Origin of the sequence: Agathobaculum sp. (genome assembly GCF_034098985.1) — a bacterium.
In the GTDB taxonomy this organism is placed as follows: domain Bacteria; phylum Bacillota; class Clostridia; order Oscillospirales; family Butyricicoccaceae; genus Agathobaculum.
On the sequence record NZ_JAXEOA010000012.1, the window covers coordinates 41,276 to 63,824 of the forward strand.

Here is a 22,549-nt window from a genome sequence, read left to right on the forward strand (position 1 = left end):
AAGGCGGGGGACTAGATGGAAAACAATGCGATCTATGAACAGATCAGCGCGCGGACGGGCGGCGATATTTATATCGGCGTAGTCGGTCCTGTGCGCACGGGCAAATCAACCTTTATCAAACGCTTTATGGAAACCATGGTGCTGCCCGACATGGAAAACATGTATAAGCGGGAACGCGCACGCGACGAGCTTCCGCAGTCGGGCACCGGACGTACCATTATGACAGCCGAGCCTAAATTCGTGCCGGAAGACGCGGCCGAGATCGCGCTGCCGGATGGCGGCTCGTGCCGTGTACGCCTGGTCGACTGCGTCGGTTATCTGGTGGATGGCGCACTGGGAAGCATGGAGGACGATGCGCCACGTATGGTGTCGACGCCGTGGCGCGAAGCCCCGATGACGCTGGCCGAAGCTGCGGAGCTGGGCACACATAAGGTCATCGGGGAGCATTCGACGATCGGCTTGGTCGTCACAACGGACGGTACATTCAGCGAGCTGCCGCGCGAGAGCTACGAGCCTGTGGAACGGCGGGTCATCGAAGAATTGACAGGCATCGGCAAGCCGTTTGTTGTGCTGGTGAACTCTGCTGAACCGCAGGGAGAGGCGGCGCAGAAGGTCTGTGCCGCGCTGCATGAACAGCACGGGATCGACCCGGTAGCAGTTAACTGTCTGGAACTCGACCAGGGCGGGATCGCGGAGGTGCTGCAGCGCGTTCTATACGAATTCCCGGTTCGTGAGGTCGGCTTTGTGCTGCCGCGCTATGTTGGCTCGCTGCCGTCCAGCCATCCGGTTCAAAACAGCATTTATAAGACGATTCGTGCTGCGGCGCAGCCGGGCCAGCGTATGCGTGATGTTAGAGCAATGTGCGCGGCACTCGCAGAAAACGATTATATCGGCCGCGCCGATATCGACAGCTTGGCATTGGGCAGCGGCGAAGCACGTCTGCGTGTCGAGATCCCGGAAAGCGTATTTTACGGGATTGTCGGCGAGCAGACCGGCGTTCAAGTGCGAGATGCCGCTGACCTGATCCGTGTGCTGGACGATTTCGCTAAGACAAAGCAGCAGTATGAACGAATTCGCGGCGCGCTAGATCAGGTCTATCAGACTGGCTACGGTATCGTGATGCCTTCGATAGAAGACCTGTCTCTGGAGCCGCCCGAGATCGTGCGGCAGGGAGGACGTTACGGCGTACGTCTGCGCGCGTCCGCGACTTCGGTGCACATGATGCGCGCCAATATCAAGGCGGAGGTCAATCCGATCGTCGGCACAGAGAAGCAATCGGAAGAACTGGTGCACTATTTGCTCAGCGAATTTGAAGAGCAGCCGGAAAAAATCTGGGACACCAATATTTTTGGCAAGTCGCTTAACGATCTGGTGCGCGAGGAATTGTCACATAAGCTCAGCCGTATGCCCGAGGATGCGCGGAGCAAGATCCGTGAAACGTTGGAAAAAATCATCAACGAGAGCGCGGGCGGCCTGATCTGCATTATCTTATAGGATTTTAAGTCTGGCGCTGCAAAATTTGCGGCGCCGGGCTTTTTTATGGTTACAACTTGGAAGTAAACGGGATATTGCTTGCCAAACCCCATATATTGTGCTAAAATAAACGGGTATTCAGGTATATGTGGGGTGAATCTGTGACGAAACGCGTGTTTGTCATCAACGGCAGCGGAGGAGTCGGTAAGGACACGGTCTGCAGTTTGGCTGCCCGGCACTGGCGGGTATGCAATGTATCCTCCATCACGCCGATCCTGTCAGTCGCTCGTGCGGCTGGATGGGACGGGCAGAAATCCCCAGCAGCCCGGCGACTATTGTCTCGTCTGAAAGAGGTATGCACAGAGTATAACGACCTGCCGTTTCAATACTGCTGGGAACGATATCAGCAGTTTTTGAGTAGCGGGGATGAACTGCTGTTCGTTCATATCCGCGAACCTGAAGAAATTTCGCGTTTTTGCAAGGCGGTTGGTCCTGCATGTGCCGCTTTGCTCGTGCGCCGTCCCGCTATGGAGCAGGCGCGCGGACCGCTTGGAAACCGTTCGGACGATGGCGTTAGCCAGTATGCCTATGATTACATCTTTGAAAACGACGGACCGATGGAAGAATTGCCGCAAAAAGTGGAACGTTTTTTCAGCAGCTTGATGCGGGAATAGGAGTCTAAGCGCGGACAAGCTGTTCGCGCTCTATTTCGGTTTTGCAGGAACTGTTTTCGCCGTAATCCGTCAAAAAAATAGGGATATGTCAATCAAAGCTTGACAGAAATATGCTGGCAGAGTATGATGATGAGTGTATGAACCAAGTTAGTACACTCCGAGAGCACATAAAAGGAAGGAAATCGAGCATGAGCGAAGAGAACAAGCAGAATACCCCGGAAGAAGCCAAAGGCGGTGCGCATGTAGCCCAGCCAGGCACAAACGTCGCGCAGGCTGCCCAGACACCGGACGTTCCCGATGCGCCGAAACGCAACAAATATGCCGATAAAATGAATAAGAATAAAAAGCGGCTGAGCAAGGGGGTTCGGATCGGGATTGCCGTTGCTGTCGTGGCGGCCTTGGTGGCGCTTGGCATCTTTTTGGTGATGCGCACCAAGGACTCGGGTACGGATGATGCACAGCAGACGACTGCCGTTGCATCCCGCGGCATGCTCGAAACCTATATCGAGGGCGATGGCACGACCGCAGCAAAAAAGCGCGTGGAATTGGGCAAAGACCTCAAAGGCAAAGTCAGTCAGGTGCTGGTCGCCGTAGGCGACGAGGTTAAGAAAAACGATAAGTTGCTTGTTGTGGATCCGACCGAGACCCGCAAAGAGCTAGATACTGCGCAGGAAGAGTTGTCGGACGCGCAGCGCAGCGTTTCCGAGGCGCAGTCCAATGTGACCAAAATGCAAAATCAGGTATCCTCTGTGCAAAAAAAGCTGGGTAAGCTTGCGGTGACCGCGCCGTTTACCGGCAAGATCGTCCCGGCGGACGACGACCCGGAAAGCAAGGCCAAGACCTATAAAGTCGGCGAGCAGATCGGCGAGGGTACGGTTATCGGCAATATGGTGGACGACAGCTCGATGAAACTTTCGCTCTATTTCAGCTATGCTTATATCAACGATATTAAGCCTGGGCAGGCAGCGACGGTTTCTATTCCGTCCGCTATGAGTTCGGTGACTGGCAAGGTTTCTTCGGTGGAACAAGCGCAGAAGATTTCGGATGAGGGCGTGAAAATGTTCCGCGTGGTGATTTCGATGTCCAATCCCGGAACGCTCACCAAAGGTATGACGGCGACCGCCATGATCAGCACCAATGCGGGTGATGTCGCACCTGCGGACGCGGGTTCGCTGGAATATAACCGTGAAGAGGCGATCACCGCGCAGGTGTCTGGTGAGATCACCTCTGTCGGCGGCCTCGATTATTATAAATATAACAGCGGCGCAACCATCATGCGCCTGAAAAGCGATTCCCTGCAGGACGAGCTGAAAAATGCGCAGAGCGATGTCGTTTCTGCACGAAATGCTGTAACGACGGCGCAGAAGCTGGTCAAGACTAAGCAGGAGCGTATCGCGGAGCTGAAAAAGCTGATTGAAAGCGCAACGATCAAGTCTCCGATGGACGGCGTGGTCGTCAGCCTGCCAGTCAATGTTGAGGAAGAGGTTGGCGGGACCAATGCCCTATGTGTCGTTGCTAATCTTGAGGATATCATTGTCAACGCCAATATCCCGGCAACCGATGTATCGGCCGTACAGCCGGGACAGATGGCTATGATGACCATGTATACGGCGGAAGGCGAAATCACGTTGACCGGTACGGTTGATTCGGTCTCAATGGAGGCTTCCAAGGATTCGAGCGGCGGGCAGGGCAGCATGCCGACTTTCCCAGCTGTTATCACGATCGATCCAGTCGAAGGGCAGACGCTGCGTCCGGACTATTCGGTCAATTACAAGATTACCACCGCGCAGTCGATGGATTGCATCATGGTGCCTTCTTCGGCGGTCGTCAACACGGAGGAGGGAACCGCGGTATTTGCCAAGCAAGTTGAGGGCCAAGAGTTTGAAAACGCCATGCCTTTGCCTGAGGGTACTGAGGGCGTGCCGGATGATTTTGTGCTTGTTCCGGTCGAGGTAGGTATTGCTGATGCCGCGAACACCGAAATTCTGTGGGGTATCGACGAGGGCACCGAAGTCTATCTTGCCGGCCCTGAGGATCTGTATGCAGATATGGGCGACATGGGCGGAATGACCGTTGCAGTTGGCTAAGGAGGCTCGCATGACTGAAAACCAAGCGCCTGAGCTGCAGGAGGATGAGCGCACCGGCCTGCTGATCGACGTGCAGCACCTGAGCAAGATATATAACGAGGGAAAAGAAAATGAGGTCCGTGCACTCGATGATATTTCGTTGCAAGTGCCGTGGGGCGAGTTTCTTTGTATCTTGGGGCAATCGGGTTCAGGCAAATCAACACTGATGAATATTCTCGGCTGTCTGGATATCCCGACTTATGGCACCTACCATTTGAATGGCCAAGCGGTGAGTGATATGAAGCCCTCGGTGCTATCGGGAATCCGTAACCGGGAAATTGGCTTTATCTTTCAGGGATTCAACCTGATTCCGGCTCTAACGGCGGAAGAAAATGTAGAATTGCCGCTGATCTACCGCGGAATGGGACGCGCAGAACGGCATGAGCTTGCAGTGGAAGCGTTGGAACGGGTTGGCCTTGGCAAACGCATGGACCACCGTCCGGGCGAAATGTCTGGCGGCCAGCAGCAGCGTGTTGCAATTGCCCGCGCAGTCGCGGCCAAGCCGCCGATCATTATGGCGGACGAGCCGACCGGTAATTTGGATTCTGCTTCCGGCCGGGAAATCATGGACTATCTGGTTGAACTGAACCGGCTGGGGACTTCGGTCATCCTGATCACGCATGATAACCATCTTGCAGAATCGGCCAGCCGCATCGTCACCATTCAGGACGGCCATATCATATCCGACCGTCAAGGGAGAGGGGGCATGCACACATGAACTGGATACAGACCATCCGTATGGCGGTCAAATCCATCGGCAACAACAAAGTGCGCTCGATCCTGACGATGCTCGGCATCATCATCGGCGTGGCCTCGGTCATTGCGATCGTCGCCTCGATCCAGGGCACTAGTAAGCTGCAGCGCCTCCAATTTGAGGCGATGGGAACGAACCAGATCCAGATTTCCGGATACGGGCCTAAAAGCGCGGACTGGAAAGCGCTTGAAGAATATATGGATACTGAGCTTAAGGACCAGATTAAAGCATGGTCGCCGCAAAGCTACTATTGGGATTGGCAGAACAAGGGCATTAAATACCGCACTAAAAGCCTGAAAACCGATAACACACAAATTTATTTTGGCAACCAGAATTACGGCATATGCACGAACAACGTGATTTCGACGGGACGTGACTTGTCCGAGGCCGACTGCCGCAACGCAGCCAAAGTCTGTGTGATCGGCGAAACGGTGCGCAAGGCTTTTTTCGGCGCCATGAGCCCGCTGGATCAGACAATCCGCATTGGTGGCACCAGCTTCAAGGTCGTCGGCGTGTACAAAGGGAAATACGGTGGAAAGCTCAACTCGCAGGATCAGATGATCTTACTGCCCTATACGCTGGAACAGCGCATGATGAGTTCGTCCGGCGGCAGCAAGCAATATTATGCGCAGGCCGTGGACAAGGAAGCCATTCAGCCCGCTATCGATAAGCTGAAAGCGTTTATGGCAACCCGCTTTGACTCCACCAGCGGCTATGGATATTTCGACGCATACTCCAACAGCCAGTGGCAGGAGCAGTCCGAAGCCTCCAACAACCTGCTCGCCCTTTTGGGTGGCGGCATTGCCAGCATTTCGCTGCTGGTAGGTGGTATTGGCATTATGAATATTATGCTGGTGTCCGTCACCGAACGCACGCGCGAGATCGGCATCCGCATGGCGATCGGCGCGCGGAAACGCGATATTATCGGCCAGTTTTTGATCGAAGCCGCGGTCGTTTCGTGCTGCGGCGGCATTATCGGAATTATCGTTGGTTGTTTCGCCTCGGCGATTCTCGGCAATCTATTGCTGGCGCAGCAGTTACAAGGCGGTTGGATGCCGCAAGTGGAGCAGTTTACGGTTTTGCCGTCGCTCGGGCTGATGCTCGGCGCGTTCCTGTTTTCCGCGTTGCTCGGCATCATCTTTGGACTATACCCGGCGAACAAGGCGTCAAACCTGCAGCCGGTCGACGCGCTGCGCACGCAGTAAGGAGGAACTGGATAGATGAAGAAAAAAATTATCAGTGTGGGGCTGGCGCTGCTGCTGGCGCTTTCATCTGCCTCGGCTTTTTCGGATATTTCCGACGCAAAGCTCGCGCAGACGGCCAACGTTCTAGATGCGCTCGGCATCATGCAGGGTGTAGGCGGCGATCGCTTTGACCCGTCCAGTTCGTTGACGCGCGCGCAGTTTTGCAAGCTTGCGGTCACGGCGATGGGCTGTTCAGACGTCAGCCCATACGGTAGCTATACGATTTTCCCGGATGTGCGGCAGTCGCATTGGGCGGCTCCGTATATCAACGCTGCGGTGCGAGACAGTGAACTAAAAAAATACAATATCATCCGCGGCTATGCGGATGGTACGTTTGGCCCCGACAAGACAGTCAACTTTGGGGAAGCCTGCACGATGCTACTGCGTATGTTGGGCTATAAAGAAGAAGACGTCGGGCCGTTTTGGCCGGCGGATTATATCGCGCGCGCCAAGTCGCTCGGCTTGACGACCGGCGTTTCCACGACCGACGCGCAAAGCACCGTCAAGCGTTCGGATGCAGCGATTATGCTGCTGAACACGCTGGGGGCAAAGACGAAAGACAGTGAAACACTGCTTCTCAGCAAGGTAGCCTCGGGAACGGTTGAGGACTGTATTTTGCTTGCAACCAGTGCGACCGATCCAAACCTTGCGCCGAACGAAGCGGTGTTTTATGAGGCCGGCGTAGTCGATCACGCAAAGCCGCGCAAAACATTGGGGACATTGGATAAGAGCATGCTTGGCGCGTACGGCACGCTTGTGATCGGTAAGGACGACAACAAGGTGGCGCTGGGTATCGTGCCAAATAACAACAAGGTGGAAACTCTGTCTGTTACCAGCGTCAGTGCTGAAGCGATTCATACGGATGCGCAGACCATCAAGCCCGACCGATCGGCTGATCTATACTTAGCGAATGAAAAGAAGATGAGCACGTTTGGGGAGCTCTGGTCCAGTATTCTGCCGGGCGATACACTGACGATGTACTACGACGAATATGGTACACTGAAGCTGATGGCTGTGCTGCCCAAGGCAGCGGGAACTGGAAACAGCACGTCGTTTGTTTATGGCTTAGCCACCTCCGCTAATATTCCGAGCAATTATACGGTTGTGAAGAACGGTGTGGTTGTTGAGCGCTCCAAAATCCAGAAATACGATGTTGTGACGTTGGATGCCGCCAATAAGCAGGCTGTGGTTTCGGATACTCGTATAAGTGGAGTTTATGCGGAAGGTTCACCGACGGTAAGCTATCCGCAGACTGTAAAAATGTATGATACGCCGTACACGATTTCTGATTCCGCTGCAAAAACCTTTGAAAACTTGAAGATAAAAGATCATATCACGCTATTGTTTGACGCGGCCGGCAATGTTGTGGCGGCGTATCCGAAATCAACAGTCAGCGCCGATATGCAGGGCATTGTAATCAATATTAAAGATTCGGTGGCCACGGTTGCGCTGACCAACGGTTTGACGCTTCAGCCCAAATGCAAAGGAGAATCGATTGATGATTTGCTGGGGCGGCTGGTCACGGTAGGGCAGTCCTCAAATGGAAATTGCTATTTGACCAAGCGTTCTTTAAGCGGCAAGGCTTCGGGCAACTGGACTATCAAGGATAACACCTTGGGAACGAATAAGGTTTCCCCGAAAGTGCGCGTATATGAAGAAGTGTTGAGCGGTGCGCCCTTGAACCAGATCGCGTTAGGCGATATTAAAGAAGCGACGGTTACTTCTAGCCAGATCCGCTACACCGTATCGGACAATGCCGGCACAATTACTAATATTGTGCTGGGTGATGTGACGGGGAATAGCTGGATTTATGGCATCGGCTATGGCAGCAAAGGTGACCCGGATAAAGACAAGAGAAGTGAAGTAACGGTCACATATTGGAACGGTAGTGATTCAACAAAAGAAACCTTCCCTGTGATTTCGCTTCCAAACGGCTTAGGAGGGAACCCTGTGGGCATTCCCAAGGGCTACAGCAAGGTAACTCCTAGCAGTTCTTTCGATATTCTCCCACTGTCTTTGGTGGATACCGTTGAACTTTCCGCCTTTGACGGTGTATCCGGTGTCCGTACTAAAAACGGCTACTATAACTTGGCCGACGATATTGGCGTTTATGTTTCCGCGCAGCAGAAAATGATTTCCCTGCAAACGGCAAAGAACAATTATACCAAGTTCCGTGTCTACGCCAATAAAACCGCAGAGAACGGCGGTAAGATTCGTGTGATTATCGCTTCGTAAATACACATAAAAAAGAGCCTCCGACTTTTGTCGGAGGCTCTTTTAGAGAGAGCATTACTGATAATCTGCTACATTGTCCTTGGTTACCCAGATGCACTCGGTGTAGTTGAGCGGCTCGATAGACTCGCCGTTCAGCAGTTTGACCATGGTTTCAACACCCAGCGCGCCCTGCCCGGAAGCGTCCTGAGAGACTGTGCCATCCATTTTGCCTTCAGCGATCGAAGCGATGCCTTCGGGCACAGCGTCTACGCCGAATACGAGAATGCTGTCCTGCTTGCCAGCATCTTCAATGGCTTTTTGAGCACCCAATGCCATGGAATCGTTCTGTGCCACAACCGCGTTAATCTCGGTGCCGGTCTGCAGCCAAGTTTCCATCTTCGCCAGCGCTTCATCGGTTTTCCAGTTGGCCGTATCTTCGAATACGATCTTAACGTCCGGATTGTCAGCCAGGATCTTGTCATAGCCTTCCTTGCGGATTAGCTGGCCATCGGAGCCCATAGGTCCGTACAGTACGACAATGTTGCCCTTGCCGCCGAGCGCCTCTACTGCTTTCTGCATCTGCAGTTCGCCCGCAGCAGCGTCGTTGCCGCCGCAGTAAGATTTCGCCAGATCCTGCTGGGTCATTTTCTGGGTCTGAGTGATGACAGGGATGCCCGCCTCGTTCGCGGCCTTAACGGAAGGCGCGATGCCGTCAACAGAGATTGGTTCGACCAGTATACCGTCGTATCCCTGGGTGATGCACTGCTCCATCTGCGAAGCCTGCTTGGCCTGATCCTGACCACCGTCGAACACCTCGACTGTAACGCCCAGCTCCGCGCCCTTGTCCTTTGCGCCCTGCGAAACAGCCGTGGTAAACGCGTTGGTCTGGTGACTCATTAAAAGCGCGATCTTATACTCTTTACTTCCGGAATCGTTGTTGCCACTGTCTTCGTTTGGGGTAGCCGCATTGTTGTCGTTGCCGCAAGCCGCCAGCGACAGGCACATTGCACCCGTCAACAGCATTGCTAAAACTCTTTTCTTCATTGTTTTTTCTCTCCTCTCAGTTCTGAAAAACTATATATCAATAAGCGTCAGGCCTTTTTGCCCTTGCTTCTGATATCCATCAATACCGCAAAGATAATAATGAATCCTTTAATTACTGGCTGGAAATTGGAATCCACGCGCATGATATCCAGACCATTGGCAATGACGGCAATCATCAGCGCGCCGATGACGACACCATGCCATTTACCAGCGCCGCCAGACATTGAGACACCACCAATAACGACAGCGGCGATTGCGTCCATTTCATAGCTTTGCCCGGCAGTGGGCGCACCGGTGATGGTGCGCGAGGCAGTCAACAGGCCGCAAAGGCCCGCCAACAGTCCTGCGATCGTATATACGGCAACACGAATGCGCTTAACATTGATGCCGGAAACCGCAGCAGCCGTTTCATTGCCGCCAATAGCATACACCCGGCGTCCAAATACTGTTTTCTGCAGGATAAACGCACAAATTGCTACGATTAAAATTAAGTAGATGGCGAGGACCGGGATACCGGCTGGCTTTAGTGAAGCAATATCCTCGAAGCCCTTGGTGACATCAAAAACCGGGGATCCGCCCGAAATAATGAGCGCCAAACCGCGGACAATGGTCATCGAACCCAGCGTGACGATAAAGGGCGGAATATTGCCATAGGCAATCCCGATGCCGTTCAGTGAGCCGATCAAGGCACCAACAGCCAGTGCCGCCAAAATTGGGATAATGAGCGGGAACTGCCCAGGGCCGCTGGTTGCACCTGCCGTGACCGGATGCGCCAGCATACATGCGACTACGCCAGTCAGCCCGACGGTCGAACCGACAGAAAGATCGATGCCATCGGAAATGATAACAAAGGTCATACCCATGGCCAGAATACCGTTGACAGCGGTCTGCTTCAATACACTAATCAGATTTCCCGGCTTTACGAATGCGCCGCCTGAAATCACTGCCAGCACGGCTACCAAAAGTAAAAAGATTAAAATAAGTCCAAAATCCTTTAAAAAAGTTTTCAACTTATTATTGGATGCAGTTGTATTCATATCTCAATCACTCCCCAAACTGTGCAGCAAATGTCATAATGCGTTCCTGTGAAAAATTCTTGCGGTCTATTTCGCCAGTCAGGCGGCCTTCCGCCATGACAATAATACGGTCGGACAGCCCCATAACCTCTGGAATTTCGGATGAAATAACGATAACAGCCTTCCCGTTTTTGACGAGCTCGCCGATCAGCAGATATATATCTCGCTTGGCGCCGACATCAATACCGCGGGTAGGTTCATCCAAAATTATGATATCGGGATCGCTTAGAAGCCATTTAGCAATAACTACTTTTTGCTGGTTTCCACCAGAGAGGTTGCCTACCAGCTGCTGTGCAGATGGAGTTTTGATGGATAGCTCCTGAATATAGTGATCCGAAACTTTGTTTTCTTTTTTGCGGTCAATCAATCCGGCAGGGAAGAGATGGGCAAGATCAACTAGTGTAATATTCTCTGCTACTGTGCCGACCAGATTCAGCCCAGTAAATTTTCTATCCTCGGTGATCAACGCAATCTTGTGCGCGATCGCATGCCGGGGATGCGTGATATTGACCGGCTGGCCGTTGACAAAGATTTCACCTTCGGTCTTATGCCGCATACCGAAAATGGTTTCCACTAATTCCGAGCGCCCCGCGCCGACCAACCCGGCGATGCCAAGCACTTCGCCGCGCCGCAAGGAAAAATTGACATGTCTGACATGCCGCCCTAATGATAAATCCTTAACTTCCAACACAATCTCTCCGATTTGCGCTTCGGTCTTAGGGAAGACATCGGTAATATCGCGGCCAACCATCATGCGGATAAGCTGGTCGTTCGTCATGTTGGCGGCAGCGTCCGTGCCGATGAATTTCCCGTCCCGCAGTACGGTGATCGTGTCGCAGATCTGGAAAATTTCATCCATTTTATGTGAGATATAGATCACAGCCACATTTTCACTTTTCAGCCGGCGGATCTGCTGAAACAGCGTTTCGACCTCACGGTCGGTAATGGCAGAGGTCGGTTCATCCATGACAACGACCTTGGACGACAGTGAAATTGCTTTGACGATCTCAATCAGCTGGCATTGCGCGACGCTGAGTTCGCGCATATATGCGGTGGCAGAGATATCGATGCCGAGGTCACGTAACAGTTTGGTCGTTTCTTCCACCATGCGCTTTTTGTCGACAAGCAGCCCCTTCTTACATTCACGGCCAATGTAGATATTTTCAAATACCTGCATGTCCAGAATGGGATTGAGTTCCTGATGAATCATGGAAACGCCTTTATCCATCGCGTCGCGCGGATTGCGCGCGACCAGCGGCTGGCCGTCCAGAACGACTTCGCCCGCATCCGCCGTATAGATGCCCATTAGGATCTTCATTAGTGTCGATTTGCCGGCGCCATTTTCGCCCATCAGCGCATGGACTTCACCGGGACGTACCTGAAAGGTGACATCATCCAGCACCTTGACACCAGGGAAGCTTTTCGCAATGTGGTTCATTTCCAAAATGAATTCCGACATCCAGATTTCCCCTCCTTTTATTTCTCCTATGATAAGTAATTAACAAACTTTGTTGTATCTTTATCATAGCTAGAATGGGGAGGGGTTGCAATGGGACGCACTTTATATTGGAGGGGACAAATTTAAGATTTGTTAAACTTTGTTGAAATTGCAGCAAAAAGAATAGCGCCTTTTATGATATTTTGATAATAATAAGCGACACGTAACGCTAAAAACGCGGAAGTAAGCGCAGAAAGTAGCAGAGCAGCGCATACGACAGGGAGGACTTTCCCGCGGCCGCCGGAAAATCCTACGCCGCCCAAAGCAGTAATTGTTAACACGTCTAGCACATCACTGTTGCCCGCAGTAGGTGAAGCTAGGCCGATTCGGCCGATAAAAACGATGGCGGCAACTGCGCAGAACAGACTGCACAGTGCATAAGCCAGCATACGTGTTCGCCGTACCGGCACACCAGCACGATGAGCGGCAGGCTCATTCCAACCAATCGCATACAAGAACTTTCCCCAGTAAGTGTCATATAAAAGGACAGCGGTGGCAATCCCCATCAGGCCAAATAGGATGGCGGAGAATGATAGACCAAAGATACGGAGCGCTGCGATCTTTTCGAGCAGCGCGGGCACAGTAAAGATGGGCATACCCTGACCCAAGGTAAACGTGACGCCGGATAGTGTAACGCCGGTCGCGATTGTTGCGATCATGGGGTTCAGACTGCGTTTGTCAATCAGCCAGCCATTAAAAATCCCAATCAAAACGGCTGCCGCAAATGTGGCGATAATTGCGCCGCTAGTATGTAAGGGCAGAATCTTTGTCAGGTATGCGCACAGCATCCCATAAAACGCCGATTGTGCGCCGATGGATAAGTCGATGTCGCCGCAGATTAAAACATATAGCATACCGAGCGCGGGTATTCCAGTTGTCGCTGCCTGTGTCAGGATGCTGGAATACATGCCTAATTGGTCAAAGCCCGGAATAAACCAGATGCCGATCAGGATGGTTAGAGCGGTTAAAGCTATAGGAAGATAGTCGCTTGGAAACTGGCGTTTCATTTTCATCTGGTATCCTCCTTCAGAGAACTATTTTTCCAGAAAAGCGTCCGGCCAGCATGCTCGGTCGGCTCATCCGCGCCATTTGTGATATAAAAAACCACACAGCCAGAAGAAAGCAGCTTTTCCGCCGCGCGTTCCAGTCCGGCGCGATCAGTTCGTGTAGCGCCCGGACGGTCGATAATATATATTTTTGCACCTAAAAGGGAATAGCGGTATAGTAAGAGGCAAAGCCTTTCGGCGCGTGACAGGCCAAGAGGCGTGCATAGCAGCTGCGCATCACTCAATCCGGTGTGTGTTGCACATTCCTGCCGGATAACGCGCTGCATACGCCTGCTTACGTGTAAATGCTTTCCGGCAACTTTGCGAGAGGCTGTCAATAATATGTTGTCTAATACTGTCATTTGGTTAATGAAACTGGCATCCAATACATCATCGTTCAAAATCCCCACGGGCAGTTTGGCGTGCAAGCAGCTTGCTTTGATAATGGACACCAGTTCATCAGCTGTTCCGTCCCGATCACTAACCGATAGAAATGTACCGGGATAAATTGCAATACCGGACAAGGACAAAAGGGAGGGACGCTGATCCACCATCGGCGGAGACAGCGATGAGACAACAGCGTGTGACTGGTCAAAGCCATATAGATGTGCGCGAAAGGCGGCAGGGGAATATTGCTGGGGTTGGATCAGCTTAACGATTCGCCCAGAAGCCAGAATCGCACAGCGGTGTAAGCCGTTTTGCACAAGATCCATACGCCGGGACGTATAGATAACTGCGATGCCTCTGCGGCATACCGCTTGGATAACATGCAGGAGCAAAAGCTGTTCCTCGGCACTATAGCGTTCAGTTGCATTTTCCACGATTGCAAACCGCTTTCTCTGCATAACGGCCCGCACGAGCAACAGACAGTGGTGCACAGCGGTAGTCAGTTCGCTGGGGGGCGTGTCCACATAAGCGGACAGCTTGAAATCGTCAAGTACTTCCCGGCACAGTGCACGCATCCTGTGTTTACGCCAAAAAATCTGCGAACGCTCCGCCTGCATACCGAAAAGGTTTTCGGAAATTGTCAAATTCTCTAACAGGTGTTCGCTGCGCGCGATATAAACACCAGCCTGGCGCAACATCTGCGCGTTTGCTGGCATCTCGTTCAACAGCACCACTCCACTGTCCGCTTTCTGCATACCGGACAGGACGGCCGCCAACTGCGATTTGCCTGCGCCGTTTGAGCCGACCACTCCCAACGCTTCTCCCTGCGTGACCAATAAGCTTACATGATCCAACCGTAGCCGTCCAGCGCTGTGTGAAACGATCTCGGAAATACGTAAGACTTCACGTTTCATTCTGTTCCTCCGCTGTCTCCATATCCCGCGGAAGCGTTAGCACCACGTCAGTGCCGATTCCCGGAGTGCTCATGACCTGCATCCCATAGGTTTCCCCAAAGAGCAGCCGGATGCGGCGAGCCACATTAGGCAGTGCGAGCCCGCCGCGGCCTTGCCGTCCGGCTTCAACGGTTTCGCCGCGCACACGTGCCTGTACGCGTTGCAGGGTCTCATTATTCATCCCCATGCCGTCATCCGATACGGTGACGGATATAAGCCGGGCGGTCCCCTCAATGCGAATGGTGATTGTTCCTTCTCCCAATTTCCCTTCCATGCCGTGTAGGATCGCATTTTCTACGATCGGCTGCAGCGATAGTTTCGGCAGGCGGCACTGGGTCACGTCTTCACGCGCGGCTGGAAGAATGCGCAAGCGGAATCGGTTATTAAAACGAAATTGCTGAATTTCAAAATAATCGCGTACATTCTCCAGTTCTTCCTCCAACGTCACAATACTGTTGCGGTTGGAGATCGAGTATCGGAAAAACGCCGACAACGCCCCTGTCATATCCGCAATATCGGGCACGCCCTCATAAAGGGCTTGTCCGCGGATGGAATCCAAAGTGTTATACAGAAAATGAGGGTTGATCTGGCTTTGCAGCGCGTCGAGTTCAGCTTGTGTATCAATCAATGCCGCAGTATATTGCGCGTGAATTTCTTTTTCAAAATCCAACAGGGAACGTCCCAGCGTGTGGGAATGCATTTCGGGCAGGTCTGCGATACGCGACAAACGGGTTTCCAAAGTGTCGCCCTCCTGCATTTTCAATGCCTGTTCCATTTGACTGAGCGGGCGTCCGATCAGAACGACCAGTGCTATGGCGCACAAGACAGCATCCGCCATCATCAGCAGCCCGGCAGGCAGGGGAGATATTTTCCCCATCGCTAAACCAGCGCAAAAAGCCGCTGCCGGCAGGCCGAAGCCGGTTAGCAGTAGCAAAAGCAGGCGGGATAGCGCAATGGAGTGAAGTTTCATATGCACGGACCTCCGTCAATTATACAGCTTTTTATATTGTGTGGGATTAACGCCAACGATCCGTGTAAACAGCTTACTGAAATATTTTGCATCCTTGTAGCCGACCTTTTCCGAAACCGTCAGCAGTGATTCGCCATCCCGCAGCAGGCTTTTCGCAATATCCATTCTAACATTGATCACATAATCCTTAAAATTGGTGCCGGTTTCCTTTTTAAACAGCACAGATAAGTAAACAGGATTCAAATCGACCTCGGCAGCCACCTCGTTGAGACTGATCGGTTCCATATAACGCCGAGCAACGATTTCTTTTGTCTGTCGGATCGGGCGGTTTTCAGCCAAGCGAACCGCATCGCGCACAGCGTGGATCCGTTCTGTGAGTACCGAGGTTAATCGGCGTCCCAAACGCCCGGCCGGTGCTATATGGTGCAGCTCATGTTCAAGAGCGGCGCGGTCCAAATAGCGGCTTGCCGCTTCGCTGCCGGTATCAAAAGCGCTCAGTGCATGGTTCATTTCACCAATTACCCAGCTGCAATAGCCATAAACCGCACTGGCTGTCAATGCAGGATGCGCTATTAGCGCGGCGAACGCGGCTGTTAAATCGATTCGCACCGCATCTGCGTCTAAGATCTGCATGGCAGAGACCAGATGGCTGCATGCATCATAGCCGACTGCCTCGTGGAAATCATCCACATTGCGTTCAGCCGGTGATTCAGTGTGCACGGCTTTTTCGCTGTCGAACAAATGAACGTCAGCCGCGTTGGCAGCAGCAGATATGGGCATGGAGAGCGCCTGTCCCGCTTGTAGCTGTGCAGCGCCAAGAACAGCTTCCCAATTGCTGAAAATAGAGATGACTGACTGACATCCATCCCGAATCAGGTCGAATCCCGGCATATCTTCCAAACGCGGCACAGTGCAGACAAAGAATAGCCGCCCCTCATGCCGCAGCAGAACCGACTGTGCAAACCATTCACTGCTTTGATTTTCCAGCCAAGAGGAGACTTTCCCCTCCAAAAGCCTTAGAGTCTCATCCGAATATTCACTGTGACACACGAAATGCCAGCACAAAACAAAGCATACTTCCGATAGGTCGATGCCATATACCTCACGCAGACACTCTGCGGTTGCTTGGGACAAGGGAAGCGCACCGCTCTGGAGATCGGCTGTCAGACGCTCCTTATCATGGCGTGGAGCGGGCGACAGGACTTCTGTCGGCATGGTTCCGGCATTGGCGTTTTGTCCACGGAGCTGTTCTAAATCGGCAACCGCCTTGCGCAGCGAAGCCTCCAGTTCACTCTTTTTAATAGGCTTAACAATATAGTCGGTCACGCCATATTGTATGGCTTTCTGCGCATACTCGAACTGCCGGTAGCCGCTGATCAGGATAAAACGGCAGTCAAGACCAAGCGTCCGAACCTTTTCCAACAGATCAATACCACTAAAACCCGACATCCGAATGTCCGAAATAATAATATCCGGGCGTTTGGCAAATGCCTGCTCAAACGCGTCTACACCGCTGGAAGCAGTTCCAATCAGTTCGAGATCAAGCGCTTCCCAATCGACGAGATATTGGATGAGCTGGCAGATATGGATCTCATCATCGGCCAATAGAACACGGTACATGACGCACCTCCTTTAAATGACAAATAATTAACAAATGTTATTATATCAGATTCGCGTATTTCAGTAAATGGCGAGCTAATTCTCATAAGGGATTTTTGCGAAACGTCGCGGGTGAAACCCCGGCCTTATCAGTGAAAGAAGCAATAAAATTCACCTCGCTGCGATATCCTACCCGATACGCAATCTCTTTGACAGACAAGGCTGTTGAGTGGAGCAGGGCTTTTGCTTCGTCAATTCGGTGCAATACGATATATTCATGGGGAGAAAAACCGGTACTGCTGCGAAAAAGCCGGGAAAAATGCGATGGACTCAAATTAACTGCAGCGGCAACGCGCTCAACCGGCAGTTCTTCAAACAAATGTGCAGCAATGTATTCCCGAGCTTGTGCGACGGGATGTTCGGCTGTCTTATCAAGAGAAGCATACTGCGGGAACAGCAGGCCACAAAGCAAGCGGTAAACGCGCTGCGAGCATTCGATCTCCGTAATTGTCTCATCGCGCAAGCCCGAAATGATCTGCGCAAACTCCTGCTCTGCGTGGCATTCTCCTGACGGTGTCATCACTTGCCTGCCGCCGCGAAACGCAAGAATCTGATCAAAAAAGGCGCGTGCGTTGCTGCCGTCAAAATGGAGCCACATAGCTTCTGCATTCCCGGCAGCGTAAAATCTATGCGGTCTGCGGCAGTCGACCAGACCGATCTGTCCCTGCTCTACGGAATAGGTGCTATCCGTTTCAAAATGTACAGTCCCTGAGCGCACATAGATCAAAAAAAAGTTTTTATGGCTCCCAAGTTTGCTGATCTCACAGTTATCACGGAAATCGTAGTTTTTATCATAATAGTAGTGTCCGCAGCGCGTTACATAAAAGAACAGGCTGCGCGCCATAGCAGACGGCGTGGAAAAAAAGCGTTCGGAACGCCATAGCACACCTGGCTCATTTAACACTTTCATACTGCTCCCACCTCGATATAATGATAGCACAAAATATAAATAGATTGCACTGTTTTCTTATTGTCAGCCCTTGTTTTTTTCGTTATGCTAACAGTAGAGGCGCAAGAATCCGAAAACGCAGCAGATCTACTGCAAATGGAAAAAAGGTTAGGAGGGCAGCCGAATGATCAAGGAAAAATCTTTTTATAAAACGTTTTTTATATTAACGTTTTCTTTGGCGCTGCAAAACCTGCTGACCTACGGCGTCAACTTGGCTGATAATTTGATGCTTGGCGCGTATAGTGAGAACGCTTTAAATGGTGCATCCCTTTGTAATCAAGTGCAGTTCTTGCTTCAAATGCTGGTCGTTGGAGCGGGCGAGGGGGCAGTTGTGCTGGGATCTCAGTATTGGGGGAAAGACCAATTGGAGCCGATCCCGCATATCATTGGCTGCGCGTTGCGGTTCGGCGTCGGCATGGCTGCGGCTTTGTTTGCAGCCGTCTTGTTTTTCCCGGCACAGATTTTGGGGCTGCTAACCAATGATGCTGCAGTCATCGCAGAGGGTGTCAAATATTTTCGAATCATCTGCTTTACCTATATCATTTTTACAGCCACCAATATACTGGTCGCTTCGCTGCGTTCTATTGGTATCGTGAAAATTGGCTATATCATTTCGGCATCCACACTCATTATTAATATTTGTCTCAATTCACTGCTAATTTATGGAAAATTAGGTTTCCCAGAATTGGGGATTCAAGGTGCTGCTTTAGCAACGCTGGTTTCGCGATGCGTAGAACTGTTAATCGTGATCCTATACTTGAAATTCCGTGAACAGAGGCTAAAGCTTACGCTGCGCAAACTGGTACACATTGATACCAGCTTTCTCAAAGATTATCAAAAGGTGTCTTTGCCGGTTCTTCTCAACCAGGCGCAGTGGGGCATAGCGCAGATGGTTCAGACTGGCATTTTAGGACACCTCGGCGCGGCGGCTATTGCAGCGAACTCCATTGCAACAATCATTTATCAGGTCTTATCTGTGGTAGCCTATGGCGCAGCTTCGGCCTCCAGTATATGGGTTGGACGAACGATCGGAGAGGGGCGGGAAAGCTTTCTGCGTCCGTTGGTTAAAACACTTCAAATTTTATTTATCGCGATTGGCGTTCTGTCCGGGCTTGCAATCTATTTTGCCCGCAACCCGATTTTAACGTTTTACAATATTTCTCCGGAAGCGCACCGCTTAGCACTGCAATTTATTGTTGTAATGGCAGTCACAACGGTAGGCACCTCGTATCAAATGGCCTGTGACAACGGGATTATCCGCGGCGGCGGCGATACTTCGTTCAGCATGAAAATGAATCTGTTCAGCATGTGGCTGATTATTGTGCCGCTTTCGTGGCTTGCCGCCTTTGTATGGAAATTCCCGCCGGTCGTGGTGTTCTTTTTGCTCAAATGGGATCAGCTTTATAAGGCTGTACCAGTTGCTATCCGTCTGCATAGCTGGAAATGGGTCAAACGAGTCACACGGCCCGACCCTACATAAGTCCACAAAACGCTCTCTCCTTTTTGAAAACCAGCCGATAGGCTGGTTTTCTTGTTGACAAACGGGTAAAAAAGTGGGATAATAATTAAGCTATCATGTGAATGTGATGAAGAAACGAGTTTTTTGATACCGGAACACAGCGAGAGGGGATAGTGCAAGCCCTCATCACGGACAAAAAGCAGCCATTTCTGAGCAGCCTGTGAAAACAGGCCGGCGGGACCTCCGATACCGGGTCGCTAAGATGCTTCTATTTAAAATGAGGGGCAGATTAGGGTGGTACCGTGGAAGCTTGGCTTTCGCCCCTAACGTTGGGCGGAGGCTTTTTTTATTTTGCAGATTTAAAAGCATGGAGGATAAATATGAAGTACAGAAGTCTGAATGAACTGCGCGAGATGTATCTTAGTTTTTTTGAATCAAAGGGGCATCTCCGCCTGCCGAGCTTTTCACTTATTCCGCAGAACGATCCGTCGCTGTTGCTGATTAACTCCGGCATGGCGCCTATGAAACCGTTTTTTACTGGCGAACAGGAGCCGCCGCGCAACCGTGTGACGACTTGCCAGAAATGTATCCGCACAGGCGATATCGAGAATGTCGGTAAAACGGCGCGGCACGGCACGTTTTTTGAAATGCTGGGCAACTTTTCTTTTGGAGATTATTTTAAGAAAGAAGCCATTGCCTGGAGCTGGGAATTCCTGACCAGCCCGGAGTGGGTTGGCATTGATCCCGATCTGCTTTACCCCTCCATTTATGTGGATGACGACGAGGCGTTTGAGATTTGGAACAAGGATATCGGCATTCCAGCAGAGCGTATTTTTCGCTTTGGCAAAGAGGATAACTTTTGGGAGCACGGCTCTGGCCCGTGCGGTCCTTGCTCAGAAATTTATTACGACCGTGGCCCTGCGTTTGGCTGCGGCAAGCCGGACTGTACGGTTGGCTGTGACTGTGACCGCTATATGGAGGTCTGGAACAACGTTTTTTCCCAGTTTGATAACGATGGTGCGGGACATTACACCGAACTTCAGCAGAAGAACATTGACACCGGCATGGGGCTGGAGCGTCTGGCCTGTGTGGTGCAGGGTGTAGGCTCGCTGTTTGATGTGGATACTGTGCGAAACATTACTGACCATGTATCTAAAATCGCCGGCAAGCATTATGGCGAGAGCGACAAGACGGACGTTTCGCTCCGCGTCATCACCGACCATATTCGTTCTACGGTCATGATGGTCTGCGACGGTGTTATCCCGTCCAACGAAGGCCGCGGTTACGTGCTGCGCCGCCTGCTGCGCCGTGCGGCGCGCCATGGCAAGCTGCTCGGCATCAACCGCCCATTCCTTTCAGAGATCGCAGAAACCGTAATCAAGGAATCTGGCGGCGCTTATCCGGAGCTTTGTGAAAAAAGCGTTTATATCCACAAGGTTATTGAGAATGAAGAGGCCAGCTTCAATAAGACGATTGACAGCGGACTTTCCATTCTGAATGATAAGATCGCGGCCTGCGGCGGCAAGGAACTGCCTGCGGCAGATGCGTTCCAGCTTTACGACACTTATGGCTTCCCGATCGATCTGACGCTCGAAATCTTGGAAGAGCAGGGCATGACGACCGATCGCGCGGCATTCGACCAGCTGATGAATGAACAGCGTGAGCGTGCGCGCGAGGATCGTAAGAAAATGGGCGATCTTGGCTGGCAGAGCGAGGAGCTTGGGCTGGACAAGTCTATCAAGACCCGATTTGACGGCTATCAGACGCTGGAGGAGCCGGCGAAGGTGCTGGCTATCGTTTGCGAGGGGGAGCCCTCCGGCAATGCGGCGGCCGGTGAAAAAGTGACTATCGTACTTGACCATACCCCATTTTACGCGGAAATGGGCGGACAAATTGGAGACCATGGCGTGTTATCCGCTAAGAGCGGAAAGGTAACTGTGACCGACGTGCAAAAAACCAAGGATGGCAAATTCATGCACATCGGCACCGTGGCCGAGGGAGAAATTTGTGTGGATGACGAGGTGACCGCCACGGTCGATCCGGCCTATCGTCAAGCGATCTGCCGTGCGCATACGGCCACGCATCTGCTGCAGCGCGCGCTTCGCATTGTGTTGGGTGAACATGTAGAGCAGGCGGGTTCCTATACTGCTGCAGACCATATCCGCTTTGACTTTACCCATTTTGCCGCGCTGACTGACGAGGAAATCGCCCAAGTGGAAGCGTTGGTCAACGATGCGATACTTGAAGGGCATCCGGTCATCACCGAGGAAATGGCAATTGACGAGGCGAAAAAACGCGGTGCCATGGCGCTTTTCGGTGAAAAATATGGCGAAACTGTTCGTGTTGTTCAGGCCGGCGATTCTGTTGAGCTGTGCGGCGGCACGCATCTGGATAATACCGCCAAGGCTGGCGTTTTCAAGATCACGGGCGAAGCATCTGTCGCGGCCGGGGTGCGGCGTATCGAGGCGGTCACAGGCAAGGGCGTGCTATCGCTGATGAGTGAGCATCAGACGTTGCTGACCGAAACCGCCAAGACGCTTAAAACCTCGCCGAGTGAATTGATACAGAAACTAGGACAGACTCTGAACGATTTGCGTGATCTTTCCAAGAATGTAGAAAAGCTAAACGCTAAGATTGCCAATATGCAGATGGTCGATTTGTTCAATGTATCGCGCGATGTCAAGGGCGTTAATGTGGTAGCAGCAAAGTTTGACGACGCAACCCCCGATATGCTACGATCCATGGGTGATAGTATCAAGGAGAAAGCGCCCAATATGGTAGCAGTTCTGTCGTGTGTCATGGGCGAAAAGGTCAATCTGCTCTGCGTATGCGGAGCGGAAGCTGTTAAAAAGGGCGCCCATGCAGGGAAAATTATTAAGGAGGTCGCTAAGATCGTGGGCGGCGGCGGCGGCGGCAAGCCGGACAGTGCGACCGCGGGCGGCAAGGATGCCTCGAAATTGGAAGAGGCCTTAGAAGCTGTCAATAATCTAGTAGACTCCATATTGTAAATCACTGTGAAGGGA

General features: G+C 52.0%; 16 protein-coding genes. 8 read left to right on the top strand and 8 right to left on the bottom strand.

All coding sequences use genetic code 11. The annotated features are described in order from the left end of the window. Positions 1-15: 15 nt before the first annotated feature. From spoIVA to SO058_RS03100, 6 genes are all read left to right on the top strand, one after another. Complete coding sequence (gene spoIVA / locus SO058_RS03075) at positions 16-1,494, top strand: stage IV sporulation protein A (protein WP_320841530.1); 1,479 nt, start codon at positions 16-18, stop codon at positions 1,492-1,494. 140 nt (positions 1,495-1,634) lie between these two features. Then, positions 1,635-2,147 carry a hypothetical protein gene (locus tag SO058_RS03080; RefSeq protein WP_320841531.1) on the top strand — a complete coding sequence of 171 codons (513 nt, stop codon included), beginning with the start codon at positions 1,635-1,637 and terminating at the stop codon, positions 2,145-2,147. Between the two features lie 188 nt (positions 2,148-2,335). After that, a complete protein-coding gene (locus SO058_RS03085; RefSeq protein ID WP_320841532.1) occupies positions 2,336-4,234 on the top strand; it encodes an efflux RND transporter periplasmic adaptor subunit in 1,899 nt (632 codons plus the stop codon). A gap of 10 nt (positions 4,235-4,244) precedes the next feature. Then, positions 4,245-4,991 (top strand): ABC transporter ATP-binding protein, encoded by a 747-nt coding sequence (locus tag SO058_RS03090; RefSeq protein WP_320841533.1) that lies wholly within the window; start codon positions 4,245-4,247, stop codon positions 4,989-4,991. Further along, entirely contained in the window at positions 4,988-6,232 is a 1,245-nt protein-coding gene (locus SO058_RS03095) for an ABC transporter permease (protein ID WP_320841534.1), read from the top strand. The genes SO058_RS03090 and SO058_RS03095 overlap by 4 nt, the downstream gene beginning before the upstream one ends. Before the next feature lie 15 nt (positions 6,233-6,247). Next, the gene (locus SO058_RS03100) at positions 6,248-8,506 is read left to right on the top strand and encodes an S-layer homology domain-containing protein (protein WP_320841535.1); all 2,259 of its coding nucleotides are present in this window, start codon (positions 6,248-6,250) and stop codon (positions 8,504-8,506) included. 54 nt (positions 8,507-8,560) lie between these two features. Here the strand turns inward: SO058_RS03100 and SO058_RS03105 are convergent, their stop codons facing one another. The 8 genes from SO058_RS03105 to SO058_RS03140 all read right to left on the bottom strand — a co-directional run bounded on the left by SO058_RS03105 (position 8,561) and on the right by SO058_RS03140 (position 18,028). Then, complete coding sequence (locus tag SO058_RS03105; protein WP_320841536.1) at positions 8,561-9,529, bottom strand: sugar ABC transporter substrate-binding protein; 969 nt, start codon at positions 9,527-9,529, stop codon at positions 8,561-8,563. A gap of 47 nt (positions 9,530-9,576) precedes the next feature. Then, positions 9,577-10,566, bottom strand: a complete 990-nt coding sequence (locus SO058_RS03110; protein WP_320841537.1) for an ABC transporter permease — start codon at positions 10,564-10,566, stop codon at positions 9,577-9,579. 7 nt (positions 10,567-10,573) lie between these two features. After that, positions 10,574-12,064, bottom strand: a complete 1,491-nt coding sequence (locus SO058_RS03115; RefSeq protein WP_320841538.1) for a sugar ABC transporter ATP-binding protein — start codon at positions 12,062-12,064, stop codon at positions 10,574-10,576. A 122-nt stretch (positions 12,065-12,186) separates the two neighbouring features. After that, a complete protein-coding gene (locus SO058_RS03120; RefSeq protein ID WP_320841539.1) occupies positions 12,187-13,116 on the bottom strand; it encodes an ABC transporter permease in 930 nt (309 codons plus the stop codon). Then, entirely contained in the window at positions 13,113-14,450 is a 1,338-nt protein-coding gene (locus tag SO058_RS03125; RefSeq protein WP_320841540.1) for an ATP-binding cassette domain-containing protein, read from the bottom strand. The genes SO058_RS03120 and SO058_RS03125 overlap by 4 nt, the downstream gene beginning before the upstream one ends. Continuing rightward, the gene (locus SO058_RS03130; protein ID WP_320841589.1) at positions 14,440-15,459 is read right to left on the bottom strand and encodes a sensor histidine kinase; all 1,020 of its coding nucleotides are present in this window, start codon (positions 15,457-15,459) and stop codon (positions 14,440-14,442) included. The genes SO058_RS03125 and SO058_RS03130 overlap by 11 nt, the downstream gene beginning before the upstream one ends. Before the next feature lie 15 nt (positions 15,460-15,474). Then, positions 15,475-17,079, bottom strand: coding sequence for a response regulator transcription factor (locus SO058_RS03135; protein ID WP_320841541.1), 1,605 nt, complete (start codon positions 17,077-17,079; stop codon positions 15,475-15,477). 82 nt (positions 17,080-17,161) lie between these two features. Further along, entirely contained in the window at positions 17,162-18,028 is an 867-nt protein-coding gene (locus SO058_RS03140; RefSeq protein ID WP_320841542.1) for an AraC family transcriptional regulator, read from the bottom strand. Between the two features lie 163 nt (positions 18,029-18,191). Between SO058_RS03140 and SO058_RS03145 the strand changes: the two genes are divergently transcribed. Beyond that, complete coding sequence (locus SO058_RS03145) at positions 18,192-19,547, top strand: MATE family efflux transporter (protein WP_320841543.1); 1,356 nt, start codon at positions 18,192-18,194, stop codon at positions 19,545-19,547. 359 nt (positions 19,548-19,906) lie between these two features. Next, positions 19,907-22,534, top strand: coding sequence for an alanine--tRNA ligase (alaS, locus tag SO058_RS03150; protein WP_320841544.1), 2,628 nt, complete (start codon positions 19,907-19,909; stop codon positions 22,532-22,534). Positions 22,535-22,549 lie beyond the last annotated feature (15 nt).